The sequence below is a fragment of the Cellulomonas soli genome, assembly GCF_013409305.1.
In the GTDB taxonomy this organism is placed as follows: domain Bacteria; phylum Actinomycetota; class Actinomycetes; order Actinomycetales; family Cellulomonadaceae; genus Cellulomonas; species Cellulomonas soli.
Map to the genome: position 1 here is coordinate 1,804,827 of NZ_JACBZJ010000001.1, position 24,976 is coordinate 1,829,802.

At 73.5% G+C, this 24,976-nt stretch carries 27 protein-coding genes and 1 riboswitch; of the genes, 22 read left to right on the plus strand and 5 right to left on the minus strand.

Going from position 1 to position 24,976, the window contains the following annotated elements; genetic code table 11:
* The first annotated feature begins 1 nt into the window (after position 1).
* Together nrdG and map are read left to right on the plus strand one after the other, a co-directional pair.
* Positions 2-604, plus strand: a complete 603-nt coding sequence (gene nrdG / locus BKA22_RS08380; protein ID WP_146953331.1) for an anaerobic ribonucleoside-triphosphate reductase activating protein — start codon at positions 2-4, stop codon at positions 602-604.
* A 46-nt stretch (positions 605-650) separates the two neighbouring features.
* Positions 651-1,424, plus strand: a complete 774-nt coding sequence (map, locus tag BKA22_RS08385) for a type I methionyl aminopeptidase (RefSeq protein ID WP_146953330.1) — start codon at positions 651-653, stop codon at positions 1,422-1,424.
* Positions 1,425-1,427: 3 nt separating this feature from the next.
* Here the strand turns inward: map and BKA22_RS08390 are convergent, their stop codons facing one another.
* Positions 1,428-2,465 carry an alpha/beta fold hydrolase gene (locus tag BKA22_RS08390; RefSeq protein WP_146953329.1) on the minus strand — a complete coding sequence of 346 codons (1,038 nt, stop codon included), beginning with the start codon at positions 2,463-2,465 and terminating at the stop codon, positions 1,428-1,430.
* 249 nt (positions 2,466-2,714) lie between these two features.
* Between BKA22_RS08390 and BKA22_RS08395 the strand changes: the two genes are divergently transcribed.
* From BKA22_RS08395 to BKA22_RS08410, 4 genes are read left to right on the plus strand one after another with little or no spacing between them, the layout of a single operon-like run.
* Positions 2,715-3,134 (plus strand): YciI family protein, encoded by a 420-nt coding sequence (locus tag BKA22_RS08395; RefSeq protein ID WP_146953328.1) that lies wholly within the window; start codon positions 2,715-2,717, stop codon positions 3,132-3,134.
* 35 nt (positions 3,135-3,169) lie between these two features.
* Positions 3,170-4,405, plus strand: coding sequence for an RNA polymerase sigma factor (locus tag BKA22_RS08400; protein ID WP_146953409.1), 1,236 nt, complete (start codon positions 3,170-3,172; stop codon positions 4,403-4,405).
* A 26-nt stretch (positions 4,406-4,431) separates the two neighbouring features.
* The gene (locus BKA22_RS08405; protein ID WP_146953327.1) at positions 4,432-5,094 is read left to right on the plus strand and encodes a hypothetical protein; all 663 of its coding nucleotides are present in this window, start codon (positions 4,432-4,434) and stop codon (positions 5,092-5,094) included.
* A complete protein-coding gene (locus BKA22_RS08410; RefSeq protein ID WP_146953326.1) occupies positions 5,081-5,614 on the plus strand; it encodes a GNAT family N-acetyltransferase in 534 nt (177 codons plus the stop codon). Before BKA22_RS08405 ends, BKA22_RS08410 begins: the two co-directional genes overlap by 14 nt.
* A 103-nt stretch (positions 5,615-5,717) precedes the next feature.
* On the opposite strand, the gene BKA22_RS08415 is transcribed toward BKA22_RS08410, so the two are convergent.
* A complete protein-coding gene (locus tag BKA22_RS08415) occupies positions 5,718-6,155 on the minus strand; it encodes a hypothetical protein (protein ID WP_146953325.1) in 438 nt (145 codons plus the stop codon).
* A 3-nt stretch (positions 6,156-6,158) separates the two neighbouring features.
* Between BKA22_RS08415 and BKA22_RS08420 the strand changes: the two genes are divergently transcribed.
* From BKA22_RS08420 to BKA22_RS08450, 7 genes are all read left to right on the plus strand, one after another.
* The gene (locus BKA22_RS08420; protein ID WP_146953324.1) at positions 6,159-6,485 is read left to right on the plus strand and encodes a hypothetical protein; all 327 of its coding nucleotides are present in this window, start codon (positions 6,159-6,161) and stop codon (positions 6,483-6,485) included.
* Positions 6,486-6,534: 49 nt separating this feature from the next.
* Positions 6,535-6,987, plus strand: coding sequence for a hypothetical protein (locus tag BKA22_RS08425; protein WP_146953323.1), 453 nt, complete (start codon positions 6,535-6,537; stop codon positions 6,985-6,987).
* Between the two features lie 87 nt (positions 6,988-7,074).
* Entirely contained in the window at positions 7,075-7,542 is a 468-nt protein-coding gene (locus tag BKA22_RS08430) for a hypothetical protein (RefSeq protein ID WP_146953322.1), read from the plus strand.
* On the plus strand, positions 7,542-7,955 hold the full coding sequence (locus BKA22_RS08435) for a hypothetical protein (protein ID WP_146953321.1): 414 nt from the start codon (positions 7,542-7,544) through the stop codon (positions 7,953-7,955). The genes BKA22_RS08430 and BKA22_RS08435 overlap by 1 nt, the downstream gene beginning before the upstream one ends.
* A complete protein-coding gene (locus BKA22_RS08440) occupies positions 7,952-8,329 on the plus strand; it encodes a hypothetical protein (RefSeq protein WP_146953320.1) in 378 nt (125 codons plus the stop codon). The genes BKA22_RS08435 and BKA22_RS08440 overlap by 4 nt, the downstream gene beginning before the upstream one ends.
* Positions 8,319-8,996: a hypothetical protein gene (locus BKA22_RS08445; RefSeq protein ID WP_146953319.1), complete on the plus strand. Its 678-nt coding sequence runs from the start codon at positions 8,319-8,321 to the stop codon at positions 8,994-8,996. Before BKA22_RS08440 ends, BKA22_RS08445 begins: the two co-directional genes overlap by 11 nt.
* Positions 8,993-9,925 (plus strand): hypothetical protein, encoded by a 933-nt coding sequence (locus BKA22_RS08450; protein WP_146953318.1) that lies wholly within the window; start codon positions 8,993-8,995, stop codon positions 9,923-9,925. The genes BKA22_RS08445 and BKA22_RS08450 overlap by 4 nt, the downstream gene beginning before the upstream one ends.
* Before the next feature lie 59 nt (positions 9,926-9,984).
* On the opposite strand, the gene BKA22_RS08455 is transcribed toward BKA22_RS08450, so the two are convergent.
* On the minus strand, positions 9,985-12,177 hold the full coding sequence (locus BKA22_RS08455) for a (Fe-S)-binding protein (protein WP_146953317.1): 2,193 nt from the start codon (positions 12,175-12,177) through the stop codon (positions 9,985-9,987).
* Between the two features lie 147 nt (positions 12,178-12,324).
* On the opposite strand from BKA22_RS08455, the gene BKA22_RS08460 reads away from it, so the two are divergent.
* Genes BKA22_RS08460 through mnhG form a run of 6 tightly spaced genes read left to right on the plus strand, consistent with a single transcriptional unit; the run spans position 12,325 to position 18,958 of the window.
* Positions 12,325-15,405 carry a Na+/H+ antiporter subunit A gene (locus BKA22_RS08460; RefSeq protein WP_146953316.1) on the plus strand — a complete coding sequence of 1,027 codons (3,081 nt, stop codon included), beginning with the start codon at positions 12,325-12,327 and terminating at the stop codon, positions 15,403-15,405.
* Positions 15,402-15,890: a Na(+)/H(+) antiporter subunit C gene (locus BKA22_RS08465; RefSeq protein WP_146953315.1), complete on the plus strand. Its 489-nt coding sequence runs from the start codon at positions 15,402-15,404 to the stop codon at positions 15,888-15,890. Before BKA22_RS08460 ends, BKA22_RS08465 begins: the two co-directional genes overlap by 4 nt.
* Positions 15,887-17,443 (plus strand): Na+/H+ antiporter subunit D, encoded by a 1,557-nt coding sequence (locus tag BKA22_RS08470; protein WP_146953314.1) that lies wholly within the window; start codon positions 15,887-15,889, stop codon positions 17,441-17,443. The genes BKA22_RS08465 and BKA22_RS08470 overlap by 4 nt, the downstream gene beginning before the upstream one ends.
* Complete coding sequence (locus BKA22_RS08475) at positions 17,440-18,036, plus strand: Na+/H+ antiporter subunit E (RefSeq protein ID WP_146953313.1); 597 nt, start codon at positions 17,440-17,442, stop codon at positions 18,034-18,036. The genes BKA22_RS08470 and BKA22_RS08475 overlap by 4 nt, the downstream gene beginning before the upstream one ends.
* Complete coding sequence (locus BKA22_RS08480) at positions 18,033-18,509, plus strand: MrpF/PhaF family protein (protein WP_146953312.1); 477 nt, start codon at positions 18,033-18,035, stop codon at positions 18,507-18,509. The genes BKA22_RS08475 and BKA22_RS08480 overlap by 4 nt, the downstream gene beginning before the upstream one ends.
* On the plus strand, positions 18,506-18,958 hold the full coding sequence (mnhG, locus tag BKA22_RS08485; RefSeq protein ID WP_146953311.1) for a monovalent cation/H(+) antiporter subunit G: 453 nt from the start codon (positions 18,506-18,508) through the stop codon (positions 18,956-18,958). The genes BKA22_RS08480 and mnhG overlap by 4 nt, the downstream gene beginning before the upstream one ends.
* An 86-nt stretch (positions 18,959-19,044) precedes the next feature.
* On the opposite strand, the gene BKA22_RS08490 is transcribed toward mnhG, so the two are convergent.
* Positions 19,045-19,338 carry a DUF4235 domain-containing protein gene (locus tag BKA22_RS08490; RefSeq protein WP_223203612.1) on the minus strand — a complete coding sequence of 98 codons (294 nt, stop codon included), beginning with the start codon at positions 19,336-19,338 and terminating at the stop codon, positions 19,045-19,047.
* 53 nt (positions 19,339-19,391) lie between these two features.
* Positions 19,392-20,585, minus strand: coding sequence for an OmpA family protein (locus tag BKA22_RS08495; protein ID WP_146953310.1), 1,194 nt, complete (start codon positions 20,583-20,585; stop codon positions 19,392-19,394).
* Positions 20,586-20,674: 89 nt separating this feature from the next.
* Positions 20,675-20,806, plus strand: a riboswitch (TPP riboswitch).
* Between the two features lie 90 nt (positions 20,807-20,896).
* Here BKA22_RS08495 and BKA22_RS08500 point away from each other — a divergent pair.
* From BKA22_RS08500 to BKA22_RS08510, 3 genes are read left to right on the plus strand one after another with little or no spacing between them, the layout of a single operon-like run.
* Positions 20,897-22,021, plus strand: a complete 1,125-nt coding sequence (locus BKA22_RS08500; RefSeq protein WP_146953309.1) for a thiamine ABC transporter substrate-binding protein — start codon at positions 20,897-20,899, stop codon at positions 22,019-22,021.
* A 14-nt stretch (positions 22,022-22,035) separates the two neighbouring features.
* Entirely contained in the window at positions 22,036-23,769 is a 1,734-nt protein-coding gene (locus BKA22_RS08505; protein ID WP_146953308.1) for an ABC transporter permease, read from the plus strand.
* The gene (locus BKA22_RS08510; RefSeq protein ID WP_146953307.1) at positions 23,766-24,899 is read left to right on the plus strand and encodes an ABC transporter ATP-binding protein; all 1,134 of its coding nucleotides are present in this window, start codon (positions 23,766-23,768) and stop codon (positions 24,897-24,899) included. The genes BKA22_RS08505 and BKA22_RS08510 overlap by 4 nt, the downstream gene beginning before the upstream one ends.
* Positions 24,900-24,976: the final 77 nt, after the last annotated feature.

Consider the following 24,976-nt stretch of genomic DNA (forward strand, 5'->3'; position numbering starts at 1 on the left):
CGTGCGCGACCCGCAGCCCGGGGAGTGGCTGTCGGCGAAGGTCAGCCAGGACCACGTCGGCGACTACAAGCCGTTCCAGTTCGTCGACGGCGAGGGCGTGCGGTGCAGCCTGTACGTCTCCGGCTGCCTGTTCGCGTGCGAGGGCTGCTTCAACGAGGCCACGTGGAGCTTCCGCTACGGCCGCCCGTACACGGACGAGCTCGAGGACACGATCCTGGCGGACCTGGCCCAGCCGTACGTGCAGGGTCTGACCCTGCTCGGCGGTGAGCCGTTCCTCAACACGGGCGTGTGCCTGCGCCTGGTGCAGCGTCTGCGCCGCGAGCACGGGCAGGCCAAGGACGTGTGGGCCTGGACCGGCTACACGGTCGAGGAGCTGCTGGCCGACAGCGAGGACAAGCGGGCGCTGCTGGCCGAGGTCGACGTGCTCGTCGACGGCCGGTTCCGGCAGGAGCTGCGTGACCCGGGCCTGCAGTTCCGGGGGTCGAGCAACCAGCGGATCGTCGACGTGCGGGCCACGCTGGCCGCGGGCGAGGTGTGCCTGTGGGAGCACCGCGCCGACGCGACGGCGACGTTCGAGCAGGTGGAGCGCCGCGCGCTGATCTAGGGCTGCCGGCTCCAGGCGTGCGCAGCGGCCGGGAGAGGATGGCCGCATGATCGAGATCCTCAACCCCGCCGAGCTGGACCGGGCCCGGGCGACCGGCGCCCTGCTCGGCGGCATCCTGCAGACCCTGAAGAGCCGCACCGCGGTCGGCACGAACCTGCTCGAGATCGACCGCTGGACGCACGAGCTGATCGTCGGGGCCGGCGCGCAGTCCTGCTACGTCGACTACGCGCCGAGCTTCGGCCGCGGCCCGTTCGGGCACTACATCTGCACGTCCGTCAACGACGCCGTGCTGCACGGCCTGCCGCACGACTACCGGCTGGCCGACGGCGACCTGCTGACCCTCGACCTGGCCGTCTCGCTCGACGGGATCGCCGCCGACTCGGCGATCAGCTTCGTCGTCGGCGCCTCCCGACCTGCCGAGAGCGTCGCGCTGATCGACGCGACCGAGCGCGCGCTGCAGGCGGGGATCGCCGCGGCCGGCCCCGGGGCGCGCATCGGCGACCTCTCGCACGCCATCGGCACGGTGCTCAGCGCGGCCGGCTACCCGATCAACACCGAGTTCGGCGGCCACGGCATCGGCTCGACCATGCACCAGGACCCGCACGTGTCGAACACCGGCAGGCCCGGCCGCGGCTACACGCTGCGACCGGGCCTGCTGCTCGCGCTGGAGCCGTGGGTCATGGTCGACACCGACACGCTCGTCACCGACGCCGACGGCTGGACCCTGCGCTCCGCCACCGGCTGCCGGACCGCGCACAGCGAGCACACCATCGCCATCACGGACGACGGGGCCGAGATCCTCACGCTCCCGCGCGGCTGACCGCTAGCCCAGGCACTCCGCGAGGAACGACTCGATCTGGGCGGAGATCTCCGCAGCGTGCTCGTGGTGCACGTAGTGCTCACCGACCAGCGGGACGTCGCGCGCGCAGCCCGACCCGCGCAGGTAGTCGGTGGACGCCGCGTCCCGCCACGCCGGGCGCTCGCCGGCGGGGTCCGCCGTGAACACGAGCACCGGGACGTCCGGCGAGAACGTCAGGTCGCGCACCTCGTCGACCGCCTCCTCCAGGTGTGCGGCCTGCCAGACGACGTTGCTGCTGACCGCCGACCAGTTCGAGACCGTGGTCTGCAGGGCGAGGTTCTCCTCGCTGTACCCCTGGGCCTGCGTCGCGCCGCTGAACATCTGCGGGTCGTCGCCGCCGATCGCCTGCATGACCCGGACCCAGCCGCCGCGGGCCAGCAGCTCGATCGAGGCCGGGATCGGGTCGGCGAACGGGTCCTCCTCCTTCTCGGAAGCGGGCAGGACGTCGTCGGTGCGCGGCATCGTCGGATCGAGGCCGACCACGGCGACCGTCCGCTCCGGGTACGCGTCGGCGAAGGCCTGGGCGTACAGCCCACCGATGGAGTGGGCGGCCATGACCACGGGCCCGTCGACCCCGGCGGCGTCGAGGGCCTTCTGCACGTCGGCGGCGACATCGCTCGGCAGCATCGGGTCGTCCGTCGCGTCGCTCCACCCGTAGCCGAACGGCTCGACGACCGCGACGGTCGCCCAGGTCGACAGCTCGCGGGTCAGCGGTTCGAAGTCGAGCACCGGGGCGGCGGTACCGAGGCCCGGCAGCAGCACGACGGTCGTGTCACCGGACCCGCTCACCGCGACGTGCATCGTGTGCCCGTCCACCTCGACCAGCTCGCCGGGCGCCGCGTGCGCGTCGCGCTCCCGCGCGGTCATCACCGCGTCGGTGGCCTTGACGCCGACGACGGTGAGCACGACGAGGGCCAGCAGCCCGCCGAGCACCCACCGCAACCGCCGCCGCACCCTGCCCCACCGGGTCGTCCCAGGGTTGTCCTTCTGCTTCACGCTCATGCACCCGAGCCTGCCGTCAGGGCTCTGACCTGCGCATCCGTCCCTGGCGGCCGTCGGCCGGTGCCGATGTCATCCGTGGGCCCCACACGGTGTGGTCCGTGCGGATGACGTCGCCACGGGGGGAGTGGTCCCTGCCACCCGTGCCGCGCGCCTTGCTCCCCGCCGTGTCGTGTCGATCCACGGCTCCCGCGTTCGACCCAGGGGTGAGAGGGTCCGAGCGAACGGACCGGTGACGAAGGGGAGACGACCGTGAAGTACATGCTGATCATGCGCGCAGGCGACGAGGCGCTCCAGGAGTTCCAGGACATCGACTTCGCCGAGGTGCTCGACGCCATGGGCCGGTACAACGACGAGCTCATCACCGCCGGCGTGCTCGTGGCCGCCGAGGGGCTCGACGACGCGTCGAAGGGCGTCGTCGTCGACTTCACGTCGCAGCCGCCCGTGGTGACCGACGGACCCTACGGCGAGGCGAAGGAGCTGTTCGGCGGCTTCTGGATCCTCGACGTGGCCTCGATCGAGGAGGCCGTCGAGTGGGCCAAGCGGGCGCCGATGAGCGGACCGGGCATCAAGACCGAGATCCGCCGGATCGCCAGCATCGAGGAGTTCCCGCAGGACAACGAGTGGATCCAGAAGGAGCGGGCCTGGCGCGAGGCCACCGGCCAGCTGTGAACCAGGCGCGCGAGGCCGTCGGCACGGTGTGGCGGATGGAGTCCGCCCGCATCGTCGGCGGCCTCGCCCGCTACACCGGCGACCTCGCGCTGGCCGAGGACGTCGCGCAGGAGGCGCTCGCCGAGGCCCTGGTCACCTGGCCGCGCGACGGCGTGCCCCACAACCCGGCCGGCTGGCTGCTGACCGTCGGTCGGCGGCGCGCCATCGACGCGTTCCGCCGCCGTTCGGCGCTCGACGCGCGGTACACCGCCCTCGCCCACGACCTGGACGAGGGCGGTGCCGCGACGGGCGCGGCGGCGCCGGTCGACACGGGCGACCTGCTGTGGGACCCCGACCGGATCGACGACGACGTCCTCGCGCTCATGTTCACCGCCTGCCACCCCGTGCTCTCGCCCGAGGCCCGCGTGGCCCTGACCCTGCGGGTCGTCGGCGGCCTGACCAGCGACGAGATCGCCCGCGCGTTCCTGGTGCCCACCGCGACCGTGCAGGCCCGCATCACCCGGGCCAAGAAGACCCTGCAGGCCGCCCGGGTGCCGTTCGAGGTGCCGCCGCGCGAGGCCTGGCACGAGCGACTCGGATCCGTGCTGAGCGTCGTCTACGTGACCTTCACCGAGGGATCGACCGCGACCTCCGGCGACGACCTCCTCCGGCCCGACCTCGCCCACGAGGCCGTCCGCCAGGCGCGCGTGCTCGCCCACCTGGTGCCCGACGAGCCCGAGGTGCTCGGCCTGCTCGCCCTGCTCGAGCTGACCGCCGCCCGGTTCCCGGCCCGCACCGGCCCCGACGGCGCACCCGTGCTGCTCGCCGACCAGGACCGCCGCCGCTGGGACCGCGACGCGATCCGCCGCGGACGGGCCGCCCTCGTGCAGGCCGGACGGGTCGGGTGCGGGCTCGGCGCCTACGGGCTGCAGGCCGCCATCGCCGAGTGCCACGCGGTCGCGCCGACCGTCGAGGCCACCGACTGGGAACGGGTCGTCCTGCTCTACGAGGCCCTCGGGCGGCTCGCACCCTCGCCCGTCGTCGAGCTGAACCGGGCCGTGGCCGTCTCGATGGCCCAGGGTCCGGCAGCGGCGCTCGCCCTCGTCGACGAGCTTGTCGGCTCCGCACTGCTGGCGGGCTCCCACCTGCTTCCGAGCGTGCGCGGTGAGCTGCTGGCACGCCTCGGCCGGACCGAGGAGGCGCGGACCGAGCTCACGCGCGCGGTCGAGCTGTGCGGGAACACCCGGGAGCGAGCCCTGCTCGAGCACAAGCTCCGGGGCCTGGGGTCCTGACCTGCGCGAGCGCTACTGTGCGCGTCATGGTGAACCCGCAGCCCGTGGCCGTGCGCAAGACCTCGCTGACCGGACCCGTGTGGCTCACCGTGTCGGGTGCGGTGCTGATCCTGATCGCGCTCGCCATCGGCGCGGGCACCGCGGTGCTGCTGTTCCGCACGGCGGGCTCCGGCGTGCTCACCTTCAGCGGCGAGCCGGGGTCCTCGGTCATCGCCGAGGTCGACGCCCCGGGCACCACGACCGTCGACCTGGTGGCGGGGGAGCGTTACGCCGTGCACCTCGTCGAACCGGCGACGGCGGGCGGGCTGGGCGACCTGGTCGGCGACGTGCACCTCCTGGCGCCGTCGGGCGAGACGGTCGTCGCCGACGGCACCCCGGGCGTCGACTCCACCTCGACGATGGGCGACGTGACCGCGCGCAGCGTCGCCGCCTTCACCGCACCCGAGGACGGCACCTACGTCCTGGCGGTCCCGTCCGCCGACGTCGACCACGCCCGGGTCCTGCTCGCCCCCGACCAGGCGTTCGCCCCGTTCTTCGCGGGCATCTTCGGCTCGATCCTGGGCGTGTTCGCCGCCGTCCTCATCGGCCTGCTCGGCACGGGCATGGCGGTCGGCGGCGGCATCTGGTGGGGGTTCCGGGTGCGCGCGCGCCGTGCTGTGAACGGCGTCGAGGACCGTGCCGGCAGCTGACCGGGGCGCCACCCCGGCACGCTCGTCCGAGCGGTCGACGCCCGTGCTGCGCGCCGGCGAGGCCGCCGACCTGACTGCCTGCGTCGCGCTGTGGCTCGACGCGTTCACCGCCCGGGAGGGCGCGGCCGTCGACGGTGTCGTCGAGCGTGCGCGTCCGAAGTTCTCCCGCGCCGAGGCCTGGGTGGTCGCCGACGACGGACCCGGTGGGATCCGCGGGTTCGCCCTGGCCACACCGCCGGGCAGCGGCTTGCCGGGCGACCCTGCCGAGGCTGCGGTCGTGGGTCTGCTCGCCGTCTCCCCGGCCGCCCAGGGACACGGGCTGGGCCGACACCTGCTGCACGCTCTCACCGCCGACCTCGCGCGGCGCGGGCACCGGTCCGCGGCGCTGCACGTGCTCCTCGACAACCGACCCGCGGTGCGCCTCTACGAGGATGCGGGCTGGACGCCCTGGGGCGAGCCTCACCCGCACGCGCTGCTCGGGCGGCTGGCGCAGACGTACGTCGTCGATCTGAGCGTGTGACCGGTGATCCGGCCCAGGTGTGGTTCGGGCCGCCGGAGGCGACGCGGGGCGACAGCCCTCTGCGCCGCCGTGTTCCGCCACGCTCCCATGAGCGTCGGGTCCTTCAGGTGGCGGAGAGGTATCGGGTCACCATGGCTACGTCCGCGGTCGGGACCGCCATCGTGAGCGTCCCCTCGGGGCATCGGGCGACGACGACCTGGAAGAGCCAGTCCTTGGGCCCCCGGTCCGAGGCTGAGGCGTCCCGCACTCCCGCCACGACCAGGTCGGCAGGGAGCGCGAGGTCCTGACGGCGCAGGGACCAGAAGGGTCTCCAGGCGGCGGTCGGCAGCTCGACGCGGAGGACGCCCTGTCGGAGCCGGCGGGGGTAAGGGCCGAAGTCAGCGGACAGGAAGCAGGCCACCGTGCGGGACCCCCCGGCGAGGACGGCACCAAGGTCGGCCTCGCGCTGCGGCTGCGAGGGTGCCGTCCAGATCGCGCGCGGGTGCGTGAGCAGGTGCCATGCCGAACGGCTTCCAGCCGCGGGCTGAGGATGGGTGCGCACCCGATGAGTATCGAGGTGCGGGCGACGGCGTGCCGCTGCATTCGCGCACGTCATCGGCAGCGCCGTGCCAAGGGCGCCGTGAGGGAAGGCTGCGTGGACACCGTCGTCGAGCCGCTGGAGGATGCTCGCGTGGTGAGGCGACGGCTGGTCACGGGGGGAATCGTCGCCTCGTTCGTCGGCGGCGGGATCTTCGCCGTCCTGGCGTATCTCGAACCGCTCTGGGCGGTTCCCGCGGTCGGTTCAGGAGCGCTCCTCCTCGTGCTCGTCCGTGCGAAGGACTCGGCCGGCCGCGACCTTCGCCTCCCGCGCGTCTGGTCGCACAGGTCGTGAGGGCGGTGCTGATGCTCGCGGCCGGCGCTCGACGCTGATGGGGGCGTCCTTGATCGATCCCGCCGTCGGGGCCACCTTCTTCTTCCGTGGCCGACACCAGGCGGACGTGACGGCGCAGTTCGCGCGGCTGCACGTGGCCTCGTGGGGCGTGGAGGTCCGGCTCGGTTCGCAGGGGGTCGTGTCGCTGGTCAGGTTCCTCTCGCGGGCGGGCCTGTCCGGACGGGTGCTTCCCGGCTCGAACCCGGTGTGGTCGGCCACGTGGGCCGAGCTGGGCCGGGTCTTCGTGGCCGATCGCAGTGTCGTCCTGGTTCGTCAGGACGGTCCCGGCGTCCGACTCGTCGCCATGCGCGGGGGTGCCCTGGGCGAGCTGACGGAGTCGCTGTGGGGCCACGCGGTCGACGTCGAGCTCGTCGAGGGGACGTGGTGGTTCGCGACCCTGACCTTCCTGCCCGTCGGCCGACTGAGAAGACGGCGATCTCCCCGTGACGTCATCACCCGCTGAGAGCCTCCCGGGTGTGGACGATGCTCGCTGTGGCGAACCTTCCCCGTTGTGCCTCGCCAGGCGGGCGCGGCTCGGTAGCGTGACGCCGTGAAGCGCGGTAGCTGCGAGTGGGCGTACGCGGAGATCGCCGACCTCGGGCTCGAGGCGACGCGCCGGACGATCGCGGCGGTCGTCGCGACCTTCGCCCCGGCGTACCTGCTGATCGACGCCTACGGCAGCGAGCCTCTCGACGAGCCCGGGCGCCGTGCCCTCGACGCCCTGCTGGCCGTGCCGTCGAAGAACGGCGGCGCTGGCATCGTGATGTCGCGGGGGCCGAAGGACGTCGAGCACCTGCTCGGGTACGGGCCGTTCACCGCTGGCCTCGAGATCGGCCTCACGGGCCCGGTCGATCTCGTCCTCGAGGTCTGGGACAGCGAATGCCTCGGCGTCGCGCTCACCGAGGACGAGCAGCGTCGGGCCGGGATCTCGTTGCGTGAGCACCCCTGGCACAAGCGGTCGCGCTCGACGCCGCCCCCGCCGGTCGAGCGGCAGGGAGGCGCAGCAGGGTGGCGATGATGGAGAGGTCGGACGGCATGGGTCAGGTGCTGCAGTCGATGGCGGTCCTCCCGCTGGTCGCGGCGGTCGTGAGCCTGCGCAATCACAGCGGCTGGAACTTCGAGATCGACGCCCGGCCTGCGACCGTCCGCGGTCTCAGGGTGCGCGGCATGCTCGTCCTGAGTGGGGTCCTGATGCTCGCGCTGGGGCGGCTGCTCGCGCCGGGATCGGATCCCGTTCGCCTGGGGCTGGCCCTGGTGGCGGTCGCCGGGGCCGTGCCGTTCCTCGTGTACCGGCCCTCGGCAGCGCCGGGCGACCCGGACGCGGCCCCTCAGCGCGCGCACCAGGTGTCGCGCCCGAGGTTCCAGCGGCGTTCTGCCGTGGTCTGGCTCCTGCTGTTCGCCTCGTCGGTCGTGCTGGCGGTGATCGCGTGAGCTGGCTCGTCATGACGGCCGCCGGCGTGGCGGCCTCGACCTGCGCGGGCGTGCTGTACGAGCTCGTCCGCGCCCGGCGTCTGGGCAGGGCCGCCGAACGGGGCGACGTGCTCGAGCTCGAAGGCTCGATCGTGGGTCGCCTTCGCTACTGCCATCCGCCCGGGGGCATGCTCCGGATCGACGGCCGACGTCTGTCCTGGCTGAACGCGCCGGGAGGGATCGAGTACCCGGTGCCGTTGGGCGGGTTGCGCTTCGTGCGCAGCCGGGCTGATGGCGCGTGGGCGGTCGCCGAGTGCGTCGACGGCGACGAGGTCGTCGAGATCCGGTGCCGGGCCTACGCCCTGCGTCACGTGCGAGCCGTCCTTGAGCACTGACGAGCGGTTCGTCGGCGGGACCTGGTTCAGCGTCGACGACCACGACTACGCCCTCTCGAAGTCGCTGGCGGTGCTGACCTTGTCCGACGACGGTGTCCGGGTGTCGGTGCGCTACAGGGCGATGACCTGGCTCACCGGTGCCCTTGCCCGCGAGCGGGGGGTGCCGGTGCCGCTGGACCGGTGGGAGCTGTGGTCGGCACCGTGGGCCGAGGCGCCCACGGTCGCGTGCAGCGGTCGGGCGTTCGGTGTGGTCGCGGGGACGTCGGGTGCATGCCGGTTCACGCTGCGGTCCGGGCGGCAGGCCATGCGGCTGAGGGCGCGTCTGCACGAGCTCGGCGTGCCCTTCGAGGAGGTGTACCCGTCGAGGCGCTTCCTGCTGCGGCGGATGCACCCGGGTCTCGATCGGTTGCGAGCGTTCCCGCCGCTGCTCGGGCGACGCGGGCGGACGTCCGCCAGGTCGCGGTCCCGGGCCGACACCGCGCGGGACGCGCTGCTCGGTGTCCTCGCGCTCGCGGGGAGCGCGTGGCTGGCCCAGGAGGAGGGCGACGCGCTCGTGGCCGTGCCGCTCGTCGTGCTCGGGCTGTGGTTCTTGATGGCTGCCTGCCACGACCTGGTCCGGAGTGCACTCCACCCGCGGCGCGCCTCGGCTCGCGGCGATGCACGATGACACGCCCAGGCCTCGGTACCGCAGAGCTGACCCTGCACGGCGGGACGTATGCGCGGGTCTCCGACGTCGTGCTGACGTTGTCCATCCCGCAGGCCGTGCTCCGTGCCACAGCGGACGGGGTCGTCGTCGAGCCGCGGCACGTCCTCGCGCGGGTGCTGGGTCGGGGCTTCGCGCGGGAGGTCGGGCGAGAGGACTGGGTGCCGAGCGGGACCCTGTGGTCCGAGCCGTGGTCGGACGTGGTCGAGGTGCGCGCTCGCGGACGTCGCCTGGGCCTGGTCAACCGGGCGGGTGATCGCTGCAAGTTCACCGTGTCGCGGCGTCGCACGATGGACGAGCTGGTCGCCCTGCTCACCGGGCTCGGGATCCAGGTCGAGCCCCTCCGTCCGACCTATCGATTCATGGCCGCGACGACGGTCCTGGGGTCGGAACTGCGCGATCGGTCGCAGGTCGCCACCCCCCCGGACGGCGCGGAGGTCTCCACCCCGCCCGCTGACTCGCGCCGGATGAGGTCGTGGGCGGCGATCGGTCGGGGAACCGTGCTGGGAGGCGTACTCGTGGCCGTCGGACTCCTCGTCGGCAGGGGCGCCGGTGTGCCGTCGCCGGGGCTGGTGATCGCTGCGGCGCTCGTGTCCCTCGGTGTGTGGCGGCTGGTCACCCTGCCGTTCTCGGGGGCGTACGTCCGGGGCGGGAAGGTCAGGTACCAGGCGGCCGGGGCGCGCGCGGTCGTGGTCCGTGCGCAGGGGCAGGTCGAGATCGAGTCCAGGATGTTCCTGCCGTTCGTGCACCTGCACGAGCTGGTCGTGCACCACCCCGACGGATCGCGGACCCTGCTGCCCTGGGCCAGCGCCGCGTCGTGGCGCCGTGCCCCGTCGACCGCCGCGCTCCGGTCGCGGGAACGGCTCCAGGCCTGGCTCGACGAGGGCGCCTGATCGAGCCGGATCGTCGGGTGGTAGCTGACGCGGCGTAGGGCCGACGATCCGCGGGGCCGTCAGCTCCGTCGGACCCGGTCGAGGAGCAGGACGGCGATGTCGGCGACCTCGGGGACGCCGACCTGCGCTCGCGGGTCGGCCGGTGAGGCTGCGGCAGCGGCGCCCGCGGCGACGCCGTCGGAGAGCATGACCGTGCAGTAGGGGCAGGCGGTCGCGATGACGTCGGCGCCGGTGGCGACGGCCTCGGCGGCGCGCGTGGTGCTGATGCGGGTGCCGATGGACTCCTCCATCCACATGCGTGCACCGCCCGCGCCGCAGCAGAAGGACATCTCCTTGTTGCGGGGCATCTCGGCGAGCTCGACGCCGGGCAGGGCTCCGAGCAGCTCGCGCGGCGGGGAGTAGATCTGGTTGTGCCGGCCCAGGTAGCAGGGGTCGTGGTAGGTCACGGTGGTGGTGGAGGCCTCGGGTGCGGCCGTGGGGACCAGGCGGCCGTCGGCCACGAGCGTGTCGAGCAGCTCGGTGTGGTGGACGACCTCGAACCGGCCGCCGACCTGCGGGTACTCGCGGCTGATCGTGTTGAAGCAGTGCGCGCAGGTGACGACGATGCGCTGCGCGCCGACCTCGTTCAGGGTCTCCACGTTCTGCGCGGCGAGCATCTGGTAGAGCAGCTCGTTGCCGGCGCGGCGGGCGGGGTCGCCGGTGCAGGTCTCGCCGTCGCCGAGCACCGCGAACGACACCCCGGCGATGTGCAGCAGCTCGGCCACGGCGCGGGTCGTCTTCTTGGCACGGTCCTCGTAGGCGCCGGCGCAGCCGACCCAGAACAGGTAGTCGACGTCCGCGGCGGACTCGACGTCGGCGCCGACCACGGGCACCTCGAAGTCCAGGCCCTTGGCCCAGTCGAGGCGGGCGCGCGCGGGCAGGCCCCACGGGTTGCCCTGGCGCTCGAGCTTGGTGAACGCGCCGCCGAGCTCGTTGGGGAACGCCGACTCCATGAGCACCTGGTAGCGGCGGATGTCGAGGATCGTGTCGACGTGCTCGATGTCGACGGGGCACTGCTGCACGCACGCGCCGCACGTGGTGCAGGCCCACAGCACGTCGGGGTCGATGACGCCCGAGGCGACCAGGTCGATGCCCGCGTGCGGGTCCGGCTCGGTCTCGCCGCTGCCGGCGCGGGTGGCCTGCAGGTAGGGGGCGGTCGCGGCGGCGTGGTCGCGCAGGGCGAGCGTGAACAGCTTGGGGCTCAGCGGCTTGCCGGTCGCCCACGCGGGGCACTGGTCCTGGCAGCGGCCGCACTCGGTGCAGGTGGAGACGTCGAGCAGGGCCTTCCAGGTGAGGTCCTCGACCGCGCCGGCGCCCAGGCGCACGTCGTCGGGCAGGTCCTCGAGCGCGTTCAGGTCGATCGGCGAGCCGTCCGGCCCGGCCAACGGCATGAGCGGCCCGAGCGCGGGACGGCCGTCGGAGGTGCGGCGCGCGTACACGTTGACGACGGCGAGGAACCGGTGCCAGGCGACGCCCATCGTGGGCTGCAGGCCGACGACGACGAACCAGGACATCGACACGAGGATCTTCACGGTCGCGGTCACCACGATCGCCGTCTCCAGCACGGACGTCGACGCGCCGGACCAGAGGCCGCCGTACCAGGCGGTCAGCGGGAAGTGCCACGCGCTGGCCAGGTGCTCGGTCGCCGGGTCCTGCGAGGCGAGCGCGTACTCCAGACCCCGCAGGGTCAGGGCGGCGGCGACGACCAGCAGCACGGTGGCCTCGACGAAGTACGCCTGCGCCTGGTTCGAGCCGAAGAACCGGGAGCGGCGCTGCTCCGCCTCGGGTCGGTCGGCGCGCGGCCGGATCCGCAGCCGCAGCCGGATGAGCCCGATGATGCCGAACAGGGACAGCCACGCGATGGCCTCGATCGCCCACTCCAGGGGCGGCAGGTGGCCGATCACGGGCAGCCCGTAGGACGGGTCGGCGACCTGCCCGTACCCGCTGACCAGGGTGAGGAACAGCAGCGGGAACGAGACCATCACGGCCCAGTGCGCGACCCGCACGGCGGGCTTGTGCTGGAACCGGCCGTGCCCGATCAGCTCGCGCAGCAGCATGCCCAGCCGCGGCCCGACCGGCGCGAACCGGCCCGGCGCGGGTCGGCCGATCCGCACGGTCGCGACGATGCGCATCACCCCGCGGACGAACACGGCGACACCGCCGACGGTCGCGACGACCACCAGCGCCAGGCACACACCCCGCAGCAGATCCACGCGCACACGCTAACCGGCGCGGGTGTCGCACCGGGCGCGTGACGTGCGCCTGAGGGAGAGTTGGCGCAGCCGTGGGAAGGCCGTGGGAATCTCATTGATAGGGTTGCCTCACCGACCCCCCGCCCCCCGACGAGGACGGAGCCGGATGTGCTGATCCTGTTGGCCGTTCACCTGCTCGCCGCTCTCGTCGCGCCCGTGCTGGTCCGGCTAATGGGGCGCCGGGCGTTCTGGGTCCTGGCGCTGGCACCCGCGTCCGCCGCGGTCTGGGCGCTGACGTGGACGTCCCGGGTGCAGCACGGGAACGGCCCGACCGAGGTCGTCGAGTGGATCCCGCAGCTGGGCCTCGAGCTGAGCTTCCGGCTGGACACGCTGTCCTGGCTGATGGTGCTCGTGGTCGGCGGCGTCGGAGCGCTCGTGCTCCTGTACTGCTCGGCGTACTTCTCCGCGCACGCCTCGGGCCTGGGCCGGTTCGGCGGGGTGTTCGTCGCGTTCGCCGGGGCGATGCTCGGGCTCGTCTCCGCCGACGACGTGCTGCTCATGTTCGTGTTCTGGGAGCTGACGACGGTGACGTCGTACCTGCTCATCGGCCACTACTTCGACCGCAAGGCCAGCCGGCGTGCGGCCATGCAGGCCATCGTCGTGACCACCGCGGGCGGCCTGACCATGCTCGTCGGGCTCGTGCTGCTCGGGCACGCTGCGGGCACCTACCGGCTCTCGGAGCTGCTCGCCGACCCGCCGCAGGGCACCACGCTCGTCACCGTCGCGATCGTCTGCCTGCTGGCCGGTGCGGCCACCAAGTCGGCGCTCATCCCGTTCCACTTCTGGCTGCCCGCGGCGATGGCCGCCCCGACCCCGGTCAGCGCCTACCTGCACGCCGCCGCGATGGTGAAGGCCGGCGTGTACCTGGTCGCACGGTTCGCGCCCGCGTACGGGCAGGACCCGGCGTGGCGGGCGATCGTGGTGACGCTCGGCGTCGGCACGCTGCTGCTCGGCGGGTACCGCGCCCTGCGCCAGCACGACCTCAAGCTCGTGCTCGCGTTCGGCACGGTCAGCCAGCTCGGGCTCATCGTGCTCATGGTCGGCCTGGGCACGCAGGCGACCGCGCTCGCCGGTCTGGCGATGCTCGGCGCGCACGCCATGTTCAAGGCGTCGCTGTTCCTCGTCGTCGGCGTGGTCGACGCGGCGACCGGCACCCGTGACCTGCGGCGGCTCTCCGGCGTCGGACGCGAGCTGCCGTGGACCGCGACCGCCGGTGCCCTGGCGACGGCCTCGATGATCGGCCTGCCGCCGTTCGCGGGTTTCGTCGCGAAGGAAGCGGCGCTCGAGTCGCTCGCGCACCTCGGTGACGGGCTCGGCACGTTCCTGCTGGTCGCGGTGGCGGTCGGCTCGGTGCTGACCGTCGCGTACGGGTTGCGGCTGTGGTGGGGCGCGTTCGCCACCAAGCGCGTCGTCTCGCACGAGTCGGTGCAACCGATGGCGGACGGCACGGTGCCCTCGGCGTCCGCACCCCTGCCCGACGGCACCGCGGAGCCCGCGCCGATCACGCACCCCTCGATGCTGCTGGTCTGGCCGGCGATGGTCCTGGCGCTGCTCGGGCTGGCGGTGGCGCTGCTGCCCGGGCTCGGCGAGAACCTCCTGCAGCCGTACGCCGACCAGTCGCCCACGGGCGAGCCGGGTCACCTGGCGCTCTGGGCCGGCCTGACGCCGACGCTCGGGCTCACCGTGCTGATCCTGGCGGCCGGTCTGCTGCTCTTCCTGGTCCGGGACCGGGTCGAACGCCTGCAGGCCGGGCGGTACCGCGGGCCCGAGGCCGACCGCGTGTACCGGCGGTTCATGCGCCGCCTCGACGACGTCGCCGCGGACGTCACGGCCGTCACGCAGCGAGGCTCGCTGCCGCTCTACCTGGGCGGGATCCTCGTGGTCTTCGTCGTCGGCGTGGGCACGGCCCTGATCGTCGGCGGGGACGGCATCGGTCCGACCCGGTGGTGGGACCAGCCCGCGCAGGTCGTGTTCGGCGGGGTCGCGATCGTCTCGGCCGTCCTGGCCGCCCGCGCGCGTCGACGGCTCAAGGCCGTGATCCTGCTCGGCATCGGCGGCTACGCGGTGGCCGGGCTCTTCCTGCTGCACGGCGCACCCGACCTCGCGCTCACCCAGGTGCTCGTCGAGACGGTCACGCTCGTCGTGTTCGTCCTCGTGCTGCGCCGGCTGCCCCCGTACTTCTCCGACCGGCCGCTCGCCGGGTCGCGCTGGCTGCGCCTGGCGGTCGGGCTCGGGGTCGGGCTGACCGTCGCCGGGATCGCGCTCGTCGTGCCCGGCGCCCGGGTGCACCCGCCCGTCTCGGAGGACTTCGCGCAGGAGGCCGTGCAGTGGGGCGGCGGCACGAACATCGTCAACGTCACGCTCGTCGACATCCGCGCCTGGGACACGATGGGCGAGATCTCGGTGCTGCTCGTGGCGGCCACCGGGGTCGCCTCGCTCGTGTTCCTGTCCCGACGCAGCGGCGCGATCTTCCGCGCGCAGGACGCCCCGCAGGACCGGGCCGTGTGGGCCGGCGCCGGGAACGACCCGATGGCCGCGCTGCGCCACCACCAGGGCCCGGGCGACGTCGCCGAGGCCCGGCAGGCCGCGATGGACTCCGGGGCCGCGACCTCCGGGGCGCAGGCGCGCGAGTGGCTGCTCGCCGGCCGCACGCTCGCCCCGCAACGACGGTCCGTGGTCTTCGAGGTCGTCGTCCGGCTGCTGTTCCACACGATGATCGTCTACTCGGTGTACCTGCTGTTCTCCGGGCACAACGCCCCCGGCGGCGGGTTCGCCGCGGGCCTGGTCACCGGCATCGCGCTGATCGTCCGGTACCTGGCCGGCGGGCGGTACGAGCTCGGTGAGGCCGCTCCCGTGCAGCCCGGCGTGCTGCTCGGGCTCGGTCTGTTCCTGTCCGTCGGTGTGGGCCTGTTCGCGCTCGTGCTGGGCGGGTCCGTGCTTCAGTCCTGGCTGATCGACCTGCACGTGCCGCTGATCGGCACGGTGCACCTGGTGACCAGCCTGTTCTTCGACGTCGGCGTGTATCTCGTGGTCGTCGGGCTGGTGCTCGACATCCTGCGCAGCCTCGGTGCCGAGCTCGACCGGCGGGCCGAGGCCGGTGAGGACGACCTCGAGCACGCGGCCGACCGGACCGACGTGACCGCCCGGGTCTCCGCGGACGGCCGACCGGACGGCGGTGCGACCCGATGATCGACATGAGCCCGAACCTCGTCCTCGTCGTGACGATCGCCGCGCTGTTCACGGTCGGGGTGTACCTGCTGCTCGAACGCAGCCTGTCGCGCGTGCTCATCGGCGTGATCCTCATCGGCAACGGCGCGAACCTGCTGTTCCTCGTCGCCGGAGGAGCAGCCGGCCGGCCACCGCTCGTGGGGGTCGAGCCCGAGGGCGAGATGAGCGACCCGCTGCCGCAGGCCATGGTGCTCACCGCGATCGTCATCACGCTCGGCATGACCGCGTTCCTGCTGGCCATGGCCTACCGGTCCTGGCAGCTTCACGGCCACGACGAGGTGCAGGACGACGTCGAGGACCGGCGCATCGTGCGCCTGGCCGCGCTCGACGAACGCGCGTTCGTCGACACCGACACCGAGGGCGTCGTGGAGTCGCTCGACGAGGAGGCGGCGCTGGCGCGCGACGAGACGGACGACGGGCACGGGACGGAGGTGGAGCAGCGATGACCGACATGACCTGGGTCGTGCCGCTGCCCGTCATGCTGCCCCTGCTCGGCGCCGGGCTCACGCTCGCGCTGTACGGCCGCCCGCGCGTGCAGCGCGTCGTGAGCGTGTCGGTGCTGAGCCTCGCGCTGCTCGCCTCGGCCACGCTGCTCGTGCTCGCCGACGACGGGCCGCTCGTCGTCGAGATCGGCGGCTGGGCGGCGCCCGTCGGCATCGACCTGGTGGCCGACCGGCTCTCGGCCCTCATGCTCACCATCTCCGGCGCGGTCACGCTCTGCGTGCTCCTGTACTCGCTCGCGCAGAGCCAGGAGGACGACGAGGAGTCGGCGCCCGTCTCGATCTACCACCCGACGTACCTGGTGCTGACCGCCGGGGTGGCCAACGCGTTCCTGTCCGGCGACCTGTTCAACCTGTACGTCGGGTTCGAGATCCTGCTCGCCGCCTCCTACGTGCTGCTCACGCTCGGCGGCACGGGCGAGCGCATCCGCGCGGGCACGATCTACGTGGTCGTCGCGCTGCTGTCCTCCGTGCTGTTCCTCGTCGCCATCGCGATGATCTACGCCGCGACCGGCACGGTGAACCTGGCCCAGCTGGCGATCCGGCTGCCCGAGATCGACCCCGGGACGCAGCTCGTGCTGCAGGTCATGCTCCTGCTCGCGTTCGCGATCAAGGCGGCGATCTTCCCGCTGTCGGCCTGGCTGCCGGACTCCTACCCGACCGCGCCGGCGCCCGTCACGGCCGTGTTCGCCGGCCTGCTCACCAAGGTCGGCGTCTACGCGATCATCCGCACGCAGACCCTGCTGTTCCCCGGCGGACGCCTGGACGACGTGCTCATGTGGGCGGCGCTGGCGACCATGCTCATCGGCATCCTCGGCGCGGTCGCGCAGGACGACATCAAACGTCTGCTGTCGTTCACGCTGGTCAGCCACATCGGCTTCATGGTGTTCGGCATCGCCCTGTCCAGCGAGGCCGGCATGACCGCGGCGATCTACTACGTCGCGCACCACATCACCGTGCAGACCGCGCTGTTCCTCGTCGTGGGGCTCGTCGAACGGGCGGGCGGGTCGACGTCCCTCGAGCGCCTCGGCGGCCTGGCCCGGTTCGCGCCGCTGCTGGCCGTGCTCTTCTTCGTGCCCGCGATGAACCTGGCCGGCATCCCGCCGCTGTCCGGGTTCCTCGGCAAGGTCGGGCTGCTCGAGGCGGGCGTCGCCTCGGGCACCGCGCTGGCGTACGTGCTCGTCGCCGGGTCGGTCCTCACCTCGCTGCTCACCCTGTACGCGCTGGTCAAGGCGTGGAACAAGGCGTTCTGGCAGACCCCGCCCGAGGACCCGCTGCCCGCCCGGCTGCCCGTCGGCATGGTCGTGCCGACCGCGGCGCTCGTCAGCCTCGGCCTCGCGCTGACCCTGGCCGCCGGCCCGCTGTACGCGTACACCTCGCGCGCGGCGCAGGCTCTCGCGGAGCGCGACCCGTACGTGAACGCGGTCCTGCCCGACGGCGAACGTGGGCCCGGGGAGTCCGCCGACGTCGCCGAGACCGACGAGGGGGGGCACGGATGACGCTGCACACCCGCCGCGCCCGGCTGCGCACCCAGTGGGGCACGATCGTCTGGCTCACCGCCGTGTGGGTGCTGCTGTGGGGGGACCTGTCCGTCGGCAACGTGCTCGCCGGGCTCGTGATCGCGGTGCTCGTCACCCTCGGGCTGCGGATGGCGGCCATCGAGTTCCACGGTCGCGTCCGGCCGTTCGCCGTGCTGCACCTGTTCACCCGGTTCGGGATCGACCTGGTGAGGGCGTCGTTCGAGGTCGCGTTCATCGCCCTGCGCCCCGGGTACACCCCCCGAGGGGCGGTGATCGGCGTGCAGCTGCGCAGCCACTCCGACCTCTACCTGACGATGACCGCGGAGCTGTGCTCGCTCGTGCCCGGCTCGATCGTCGTCGAGGCGCACCGACTCACCGGGATGCTCTACCTGCACGTGCTCGACGTCCGGCAGTCCGGCGGGGTGGAGCACGCGCGACGCCACGTGCTGGACCAGGAGGAGCGCGTGCTGCGCGCGTTCGCCTCGGCCGCCGAGCTGGCCGACGCGGGCCTGCTGCCCGGCGTCCCGGGCCCGCGACCGGGGACTCCACGAGGAACGGAGGCCGGCTCGTGACCGTCGTCGCGCTCGTGTGCGCCGTGATGCTGACCGTCGGCACCGTGCTGTCGATCGCCCGGGCCGAGAAGGGCCCCTCGATGCTCGACCGGACCATCGCGCTCGACATCGTCGTCACGATGATGATCGCCGGCGTCGCGCTCTACGCCGCCGTGCACCGCCGGGCCGACGTCGTCCCCGTGCTCGTCGTGCTCTCGCTCGTCGGGTTCGTCGGCTCGGTGACCGTCGCCCGGTTCGCCTCCGTGGAGCCCGAGGGGGAGGGCCGGGTGCGCACGCGCGAGGAGATCGCCGCCGAGGAGGCCGAACGTCGACGCGTCGAGGCCGAGAACGAGGAACGGCGTCGGGCCTGGGCCCTCGGTCGCCAGCGGCCGGACGAGCAGCACCCCGACGGGCCGGAGTCCGGCGAGGAGCAGCCCGACCAGCAGCAGCCCGACGGGCCGCAGTCCGACGAGCAGCAGGGGAGCGGACGATGACCACCGACGACTGGACGACCGTCGCCGACGTCGCCTCCGCGGTCTGCCTGCTCGGTGGCGCGTTCTTCGCGCTCGCCGCCGGGGTCGGCGTCCTGCGGTTCCCCGACCTGCTCGCCCGCATGCACGCCGCGACCAAGCCCCAGGTGCTCGGCCTCGTGCTCGTCCTCGTCGGCCTCGCGCTGCGCCTGCGGTCCGGCGGGGCGGTGTGGGCGCTCGTGCTCGTCGCCGTCTTCCAGATGCTCACCGCCCCGGTCGCCGCGCACATGGTCGGCCGCGCGGGCTACCGCACCGGCAAGGTGCGCGGCGAGCTCCTCGTCGTCGACGAGCTCACGCGCGACATGGCCCGCGCCCGGGCCGCCGCGGAAGCCGCTGCGGGGGCAGGCGTCGTGCTCGACCCCGAAGGGTTCGGCGCCGAACCCGACGAGCCGACGCCCGGCGAGCGGGACTGACGCACGCGGCAGGGCGTCGCGGGTCGGGCCCGCCGTTCCGGCCTGCGGACGGGTCGGCGGCACCCGACGCCCGGCCGGTGAGCCGCTCAGCGCAGGTGCCGGGTGCGCTTCCGTTCGACCCGGCCGGCCACGCGCACCGCACCGCGCGTCGCGAGCACCCGGGACGCGGCGACGAGGGCACCGGTAATGGCCGCCGCAGCCAGCGCCTCCTTCAGCCCGCCGTCGTTCGGGTCGTCGGCGCGCGGCGGCTTGTGACCGCGCGCCGCCTTCCACGCCTGGTCGACGGCCTCCTGCACGGCCCACGCCGCCGCGATGGTGGCAGCGGTGTCGATCAGGAGCGTGAGGACGGACTGGCTGGGCCGGGTGGGCTTGTCGGCCACGGGGTACCTCCTGGTGAGCGCGGACGTCGGTCCACCGTAGCGAGCCTGCGGCGTCAGCTGCCGTCGGGGAGCACGATCTCGACCCGGCGGTTCAGCTCCCGGCCGGCCGGGTTGTCCTGCCCGGCGAGCTCGTTCGGGGCGACGGGCCTGTCCTCGCCCCAGCCGACGACGTCGAAGCTCGTGGTCACCCCGCGCGCCACCAGCGCATCCGCGACGGCCTGCGCGCGGTCCTCGGAGAGCTGCTGGTTGAAGTCGGCCGACGAGACCGAGTCGGTGTGGCCCTCGACGGAACCCTCCGGTACGCCGGCGCCGGCCAGGGCGTCCGCCAGGGAGTCGAGCGTGCTCTGCGCGTCGTCGCGCAGCTCGGCCGAGCCGAAGTCGAAGAGCACGCCGGCGTCGAGCGTGAGCGTCGCCCCGCAGGACTCGACGGGGGCGATGGTGCCCATGGACGGGAAGCTGCCGAGGACCGTCACGGGCGTGATGGGGCTGAGGTCGACCGGTTCGCCGTCGATCGTGCCGCCGCCGTCGCCGTAGTTGGTGATGGAGATCGTGCCGTCCTCGTACGAGCCGGACCCGTCGCCGTAGTTCGTGATGGAGACCGTGCCGTCCTCGTACGAGCCGGACCCGTCGCCGTAGTTCGTGATCGTCCGGGACCCGCGCGTCCAGGTGCCCGAGCCGTCGCCGTACAGGATCACCGAGGTGGTGCCGTCGTCGTAGCTGCCGGAGCCGTCGCCGTAGCTGACCACGCTCGTGCCGTCGGCCTCGTAGGTGCCGGAGCCGTCGCCGTACACGGTGACCGTGGTGCCGTTGATCGTGTAGGTGCCCGACCCGTCGCCGTAGTTGACGACCGACCCGTCCGCCGCGGTGAACGTGCCCGAGCCGTCGCCGTAGCTGAGCAGGGCGCCGACGCCGACCTCCGGGGTGCCGGACGCGTCGCAGTGCGTCGGGACGACGGTGACACCGGGGACGTCGCCGATCGTGCGGTCGAGGTCGATCGCGAACCCTGCGAGCGAGCTGTCGAGCATGGACAGGTCGGGGATCACGATGAGCGGGATCGGCGGGATCTCACCGGCCTCGAGGCCGCCTGCCGCCTCGGCCGCCTCCGGTGAGGTCCGGTCGGGGGAGGGGGACACGGTGGCGGCGTCGGCCGTGGGGGCAGCGGTGGACGCCTGCGAGCAGGCGGCGAGCGGGAGGACCGCGGACAGGACGGCGACAGCGACGGTCCTGCGGCGGGAGAGGGGGAGCATGCCCTGAAAATACGACGAATCGGACATCGCGGACTCCGACGACCACGGGCCGGGCAGAAGCCGTCCACCCGCGGCGCGCTAGGATCGTCGGCGAACGACAGGGGAGCGTCAGGGTCGACCGGCACGGTGCCGGCAGGCCGGGGCGCTGAGAGTGCGGACCACCGCAGACCCTCGAACCTGATCCGGTTTGCACCGGCGTAGGGAGTCGGGAATCTCAGTCATCACCCCGTCGCGGTCCGCGTGCGGGTGAGCCGTGCGTGCCTGCGACGGGTGCGTGACCCCCTCCTGCTGACCGAGGAGGAGCATCACCCATGACGAGGACACTCGTCCGTACGACCGGCGACGGTCGCCGTACCCGCCGGCGCGTGCACGCTGCCGCCGCTGCCGTGGCCGTCACGGCCCTGACCCTGACCGGCTGCTCGGCGATCGGATCGGCCGACGAGGCCGCACCCGACGCGTCCGGGTCGGCCGCCACCGGCACCGTCACGCTCGTCACGCACGACTCGTTCACGCTGTCGGACGGCCTGCTCGAGCAGTTCGAGCAGGAGTCCGGGCTGACCGTCGAGGTCGTGCAGCCGGGCGACGCGGGCGTGCTGGCCAACCAGCTCGTGCTGACCAAGGACGCCCCGCTGGGCGACCTCGTCTACGGCATCGACAACACGTTCGCCTCACGCGTCATCGACGAGGGAGTCGTCGTCCCCGCCGAGGTCAGCGCCCCGGCGGCGCAGGACGCGGCCGCGTACGCGGTGCCCGGCGACGACGGTGCGCTGACGGCGATCGACTTCGGCGACGTGTGCGTCAACGTCGACCACGAGTGGTTCGCCGCTCAGGGCCTGGCCGAGCCGACGACCCTCGAGGACCTGACGAAGCCCGAGTACAAGGACCTGCTGGTCGTGCCGGACCCGGTGACGTCCTCGCCTGGTCTGGCCTTCCTGCTGGCGACCGTCGGGGCGTTCGGCGAGGACGCCTGGCCGGCGTACTGGCAGCAGCTGAAGGACAACGGGCTCAAGGTCGCCGACGGCTGGTCGGACGCGTACTTCGTGGACTTCACCGCCGGTGGCGGCGACGGGCCGCGCCCGCTCGTGCTCTCGTACGCGTCCTCGCCGCCGTACACCGTGCCCGAGGGCGGCGACGCCCCGACCACGGGGGCCCTGCTCGACACGTGCTTCCGGCAGGTCGAGTACGCGGGTGTGCTCGCCGGGGCGAAGAACCCCGAGGGTGCCGCGCAGCTGCTCGACTTCCTGCTCTCCGACGACGTCCAGGCCGACATCCCCGGGTCGATGTACATGTACCCGGTGAGCTCCTCCGTGGTGCTCCCCGAGGAGTGGACGCAGTGGGCGCCGCTGGCCGACGCCCCGTTCGAGGTCGACCCGGCCGCCGTCGCGGAGAACCGTGAGGCCTGGCTGACCACCTGGTCCGACACGGTCATCGGCTGACCGGTCCCAGCGGGATGACCACGCTCACGCGGCCGACCGTCGTCGCCCCTGCCGAGGGGCGGCGGCCGGTCGGCCGCGTGCTGTTCTGGACCCTCGCGGTCACCGTGCCGCTGCTGTTCCTCGGCGTGTTCTTCGCCTACCCGGTGCTCGTGATGATCGGCCGCGGGTTCGTCGTCGACGGCACGCTCGACCTGGGCGGGTTCGCCGACGTGTTCTCCCGACCCCGCACCTGGCGGATCATCGGGCTCACGCTCGCGCAGGCAGGGCTGGCGACGACCCTCAGCGTGCTGCTCGGGGTGCCGGGCGCGTACGTGCTGTACCGGCGACGGTTCCGCGGTCGGTCGGCCGTGCGCGCATTCGTCACCGTGCCGTTCGTGCTGCCGACCGTGGTCGTCGGTGTCGCGTTCCGTTCGCTGCTGGTCAGCGGCGGACCGTTGGGGTTCCTGCACCTGGACGGCACGTTCGCCGCGATCGTCGCGGCCCTCGTCTTCTTCAACTACGCGGTCGTGGTGCGCGGCGTCGGCGGGCTCTGGGAGCGGCTCGACCCGCGCGCCGAGCAAGCAGCCCGGGCGTTGGGCGCCTCGCCGTGGCGGGCGTTCGTGCAGGTCACGCTGCCCGCTCTGACCCCGGCGATCGCCTCCGCCGCGTCGTTGGCCTTCCTGTTCTGCGCGACGGCGTTCGGCACGGTCCTGGTGCTCGGCGGCCTGCAGTTCGGCACGATCGAGACGGAGATCTGGGTGCAGACGACCCAGTTCCTCGACCTGCGCGCGGCCGCCGTGCTGTCGGTCGTGCAGCTCGTGGTCGTGGCCGGAGCGCTCGGGGTGGCCGGGCGCGCACGCTCCCGACGCGAGCGGGCGCTGACGCTTGCCGCACCGGGCACGGCGGTCGCACCGCTGCGGCTGCGCCGCCCGGCCGGGGTGCCGCGCGGCGACGGGCACGGGCTGGACGTCGGTGCCGCGGCCGTCACCGCGGTCGTCGTCGTGCTGCTCGCGCTGCCGCTGGTCAACCTCGTGGTGCGGTCGCTGCAGACCGACCACGGCTGGGGGATCGACCACTACCTGGCGCTCGGCACACCGGGCGACACCCTGCAGGTCTCGGTCTGGCAGGCGGCCGTGACCTCGCTGCGCACCGCGGTCGACGCGACGACGATCGCCCTCGTCGTCGGGGGGCTCGTCGCCCTCGTCGTGTCGCGGCGCCCCCGGTCGCGTCCGGCCCGGCGTGCCGTCGCCGGGCTGGACGCCCTCTTCATGCTGCCGCTCGGCGTGTCCGCGGTGACGGTCGGGTTCGGCTTCCTCCTGTCGATGCACGAGCCGTTCGGGCTGCCGGTCGACCTGCGCACCAGCCCGCTGCTCGTGCCGATCGCGCAGGCCGTCGTCGCCGTGCCCCTCGTGGTGCGCACGGTGCTGCCCGTGCTGCGGGCGATCGACCCGCGCCTGCGCGAGGCGGCCGCGACCCTCGGGGCGTCGCCCGGCAGGGTGCTGGCCGCGGTGGACCTGCCGATCGCCGCGCGCTCGGTCGGTCTGGCGGTCGGCTTCGCGTTCGCGGCCTCGCTCGGGGAGTTCGGGGCGACGTCCTTCCTGGCCCGGCCGGCGAACCCGACGCTGCCGGTCGTGATCTTCCGGCTCATCGGGCGTCCGGGGGCTGACAACTACGGGATGGCGCTCGCCGCGTCCGTGGTCCTGGCGGTGCTGACCGCCGGGATCGTCGCGCTGTGCGAACGCCTGCGGACGACGGGGAGCGAGTGGTGACGACCGACGAGGGCCTGGGCCTGCACGAGGTGGTCGTGCGCTACGCGGCGGCCGGCAACCGGCGGGCGACCACGGGCACGACTGCCGTCGACGGCGTGTCGCTGGGCGTCGCCGCGGGCGAGGTCGTCGCGCTGCTCGGACCGTCCGGCTGCGGCAAGTCCTCGCTGCTGCGTGCGGTCGCGGGCCTCGAACCGCTGGCCGGCGGGCGCGTGACCTGGGACGGCGTCAGCGTGGCCGACGTGCCGGTGCACCGCCGCGGGTTCGGGCTGATGTTCCAGGACGGGCAGCTCTTCGAGCACCGCGACGTGGCCGGCAACGTGGCCTTCGGTCTGCGGGCCGGTCGGTCGGTGGGCTCCCGGGCCGCACGCTCGGACCGGTCGGCGCGCGACGCCCGGGTCGCGGGGCTGCTCGACGTGGTCGGCCTGACCGGCTACGGCGACCGACCGGTCGCGACCCTGTCCGGCGGGGAGCGGCAGCGGGTCGCGCTCGCCCGGGCGCTCGCACCGCACCCGCGGCTGCTGCTGCTCGACGAGCCGCTGTCGGCGCTCGACCGCGCGCTGCGCGAACGCCTGGCCGACGACCTGCGTGCCGCCCTGCTCGCCACCGGGACGACCGCCCTGTTCGTCACGCACGACCAGGACGAGGCGTTCGCGGTGGCCGACCGGGTGGCCGTGATGGACGCCGGGCACCTGCGCCAGGTCGACACGCCCGCCACGCTGTGGCGGCGACCGGCGAGCCGGCAGGTCGCGCAGTTCCTCGGCTACGAGGTGTGCGTCCCGGGCGACTCCCCGGTGGCCCGCACGGTGCTGCAGGGCGCGGGCACGGCAGGGCCGGACACCGACGGGCCCGGCGTGGCGTCCGACCGGCTGCTCGCGCTCGCACCGGGTGCTCTCGTGCTCACCGACCCGGCCGGGGTGCCGTCGTCCGCGTCCGTGCCGTTGCTCAAGGGCACCGTGCTCCGGGTGGCCTCGCGCCGCGGTCGGGCGGAGATCCGGGTCGAGGTCGACGAGCTCGGCGCGGTCACGGCGGTCGCACCCCTCGGCGCGGTCCCCGAGGTGGGGTCGGTCGTCCCGTTGGCGGTCGACCCGACGGCGCTGGCCTTCGTCCCCGCGGACGACCGGCCGCACTGAGCGCGTCCACCTGCACGGTCGTGCGCCGCGGGCTACGGTCGAGTGGCACGGTGACACACGCTGACGTGAGGTGAGCC

Coding starts and splice junctions, on each gene's coding strand:
- map (WP_146953330.1), top strand. CDS start 651: ATGATCGAGATCCTCAACCCCGCCGAGCTGGACCGGGCCCGGGCGACC.
- BKA22_RS08390 (WP_146953329.1), bottom strand. CDS start 2,465: ATGAGCGTGAAGCAGAAGGACAACCCTGGGACGACCCGGTGGGGCAGG.
- BKA22_RS08400 (WP_146953409.1), top strand. CDS start 3,170: ATGGAGTCCGCCCGCATCGTCGGCGGCCTCGCCCGCTACACCGGCGAC.
- BKA22_RS08405 (WP_146953327.1), top strand. CDS start 4,432: ATGGTGAACCCGCAGCCCGTGGCCGTGCGCAAGACCTCGCTGACCGGA.
- BKA22_RS08420 (WP_146953324.1), top strand. CDS start 6,159: ATGAGTATCGAGGTGCGGGCGACGGCGTGCCGCTGCATTCGCGCACGT.
- BKA22_RS08435 (WP_146953321.1), top strand. CDS start 7,542: ATGGAGAGGTCGGACGGCATGGGTCAGGTGCTGCAGTCGATGGCGGTC.
- BKA22_RS08450 (WP_146953318.1), top strand. CDS start 8,993: ATGACACGCCCAGGCCTCGGTACCGCAGAGCTGACCCTGCACGGCGGG.
- BKA22_RS08465 (WP_146953315.1), top strand. CDS start 15,402: ATGATCGACATGAGCCCGAACCTCGTCCTCGTCGTGACGATCGCCGCG.
- BKA22_RS08470 (WP_146953314.1), top strand. CDS start 15,887: ATGACCGACATGACCTGGGTCGTGCCGCTGCCCGTCATGCTGCCCCTG.
- BKA22_RS08475 (WP_146953313.1), top strand. CDS start 17,440: ATGACGCTGCACACCCGCCGCGCCCGGCTGCGCACCCAGTGGGGCACG.
- mnhG (WP_146953311.1), top strand. CDS start 18,506: ATGACCACCGACGACTGGACGACCGTCGCCGACGTCGCCTCCGCGGTC.
- BKA22_RS08495 (WP_146953310.1), bottom strand. CDS start 20,585: ATGCTCCCCCTCTCCCGCCGCAGGACCGTCGCTGTCGCCGTCCTGTCC.
- BKA22_RS08500 (WP_146953309.1), top strand. CDS start 20,897: ATGACGAGGACACTCGTCCGTACGACCGGCGACGGTCGCCGTACCCGC.
- BKA22_RS08505 (WP_146953308.1), top strand. CDS start 22,036: ATGACCACGCTCACGCGGCCGACCGTCGTCGCCCCTGCCGAGGGGCGG.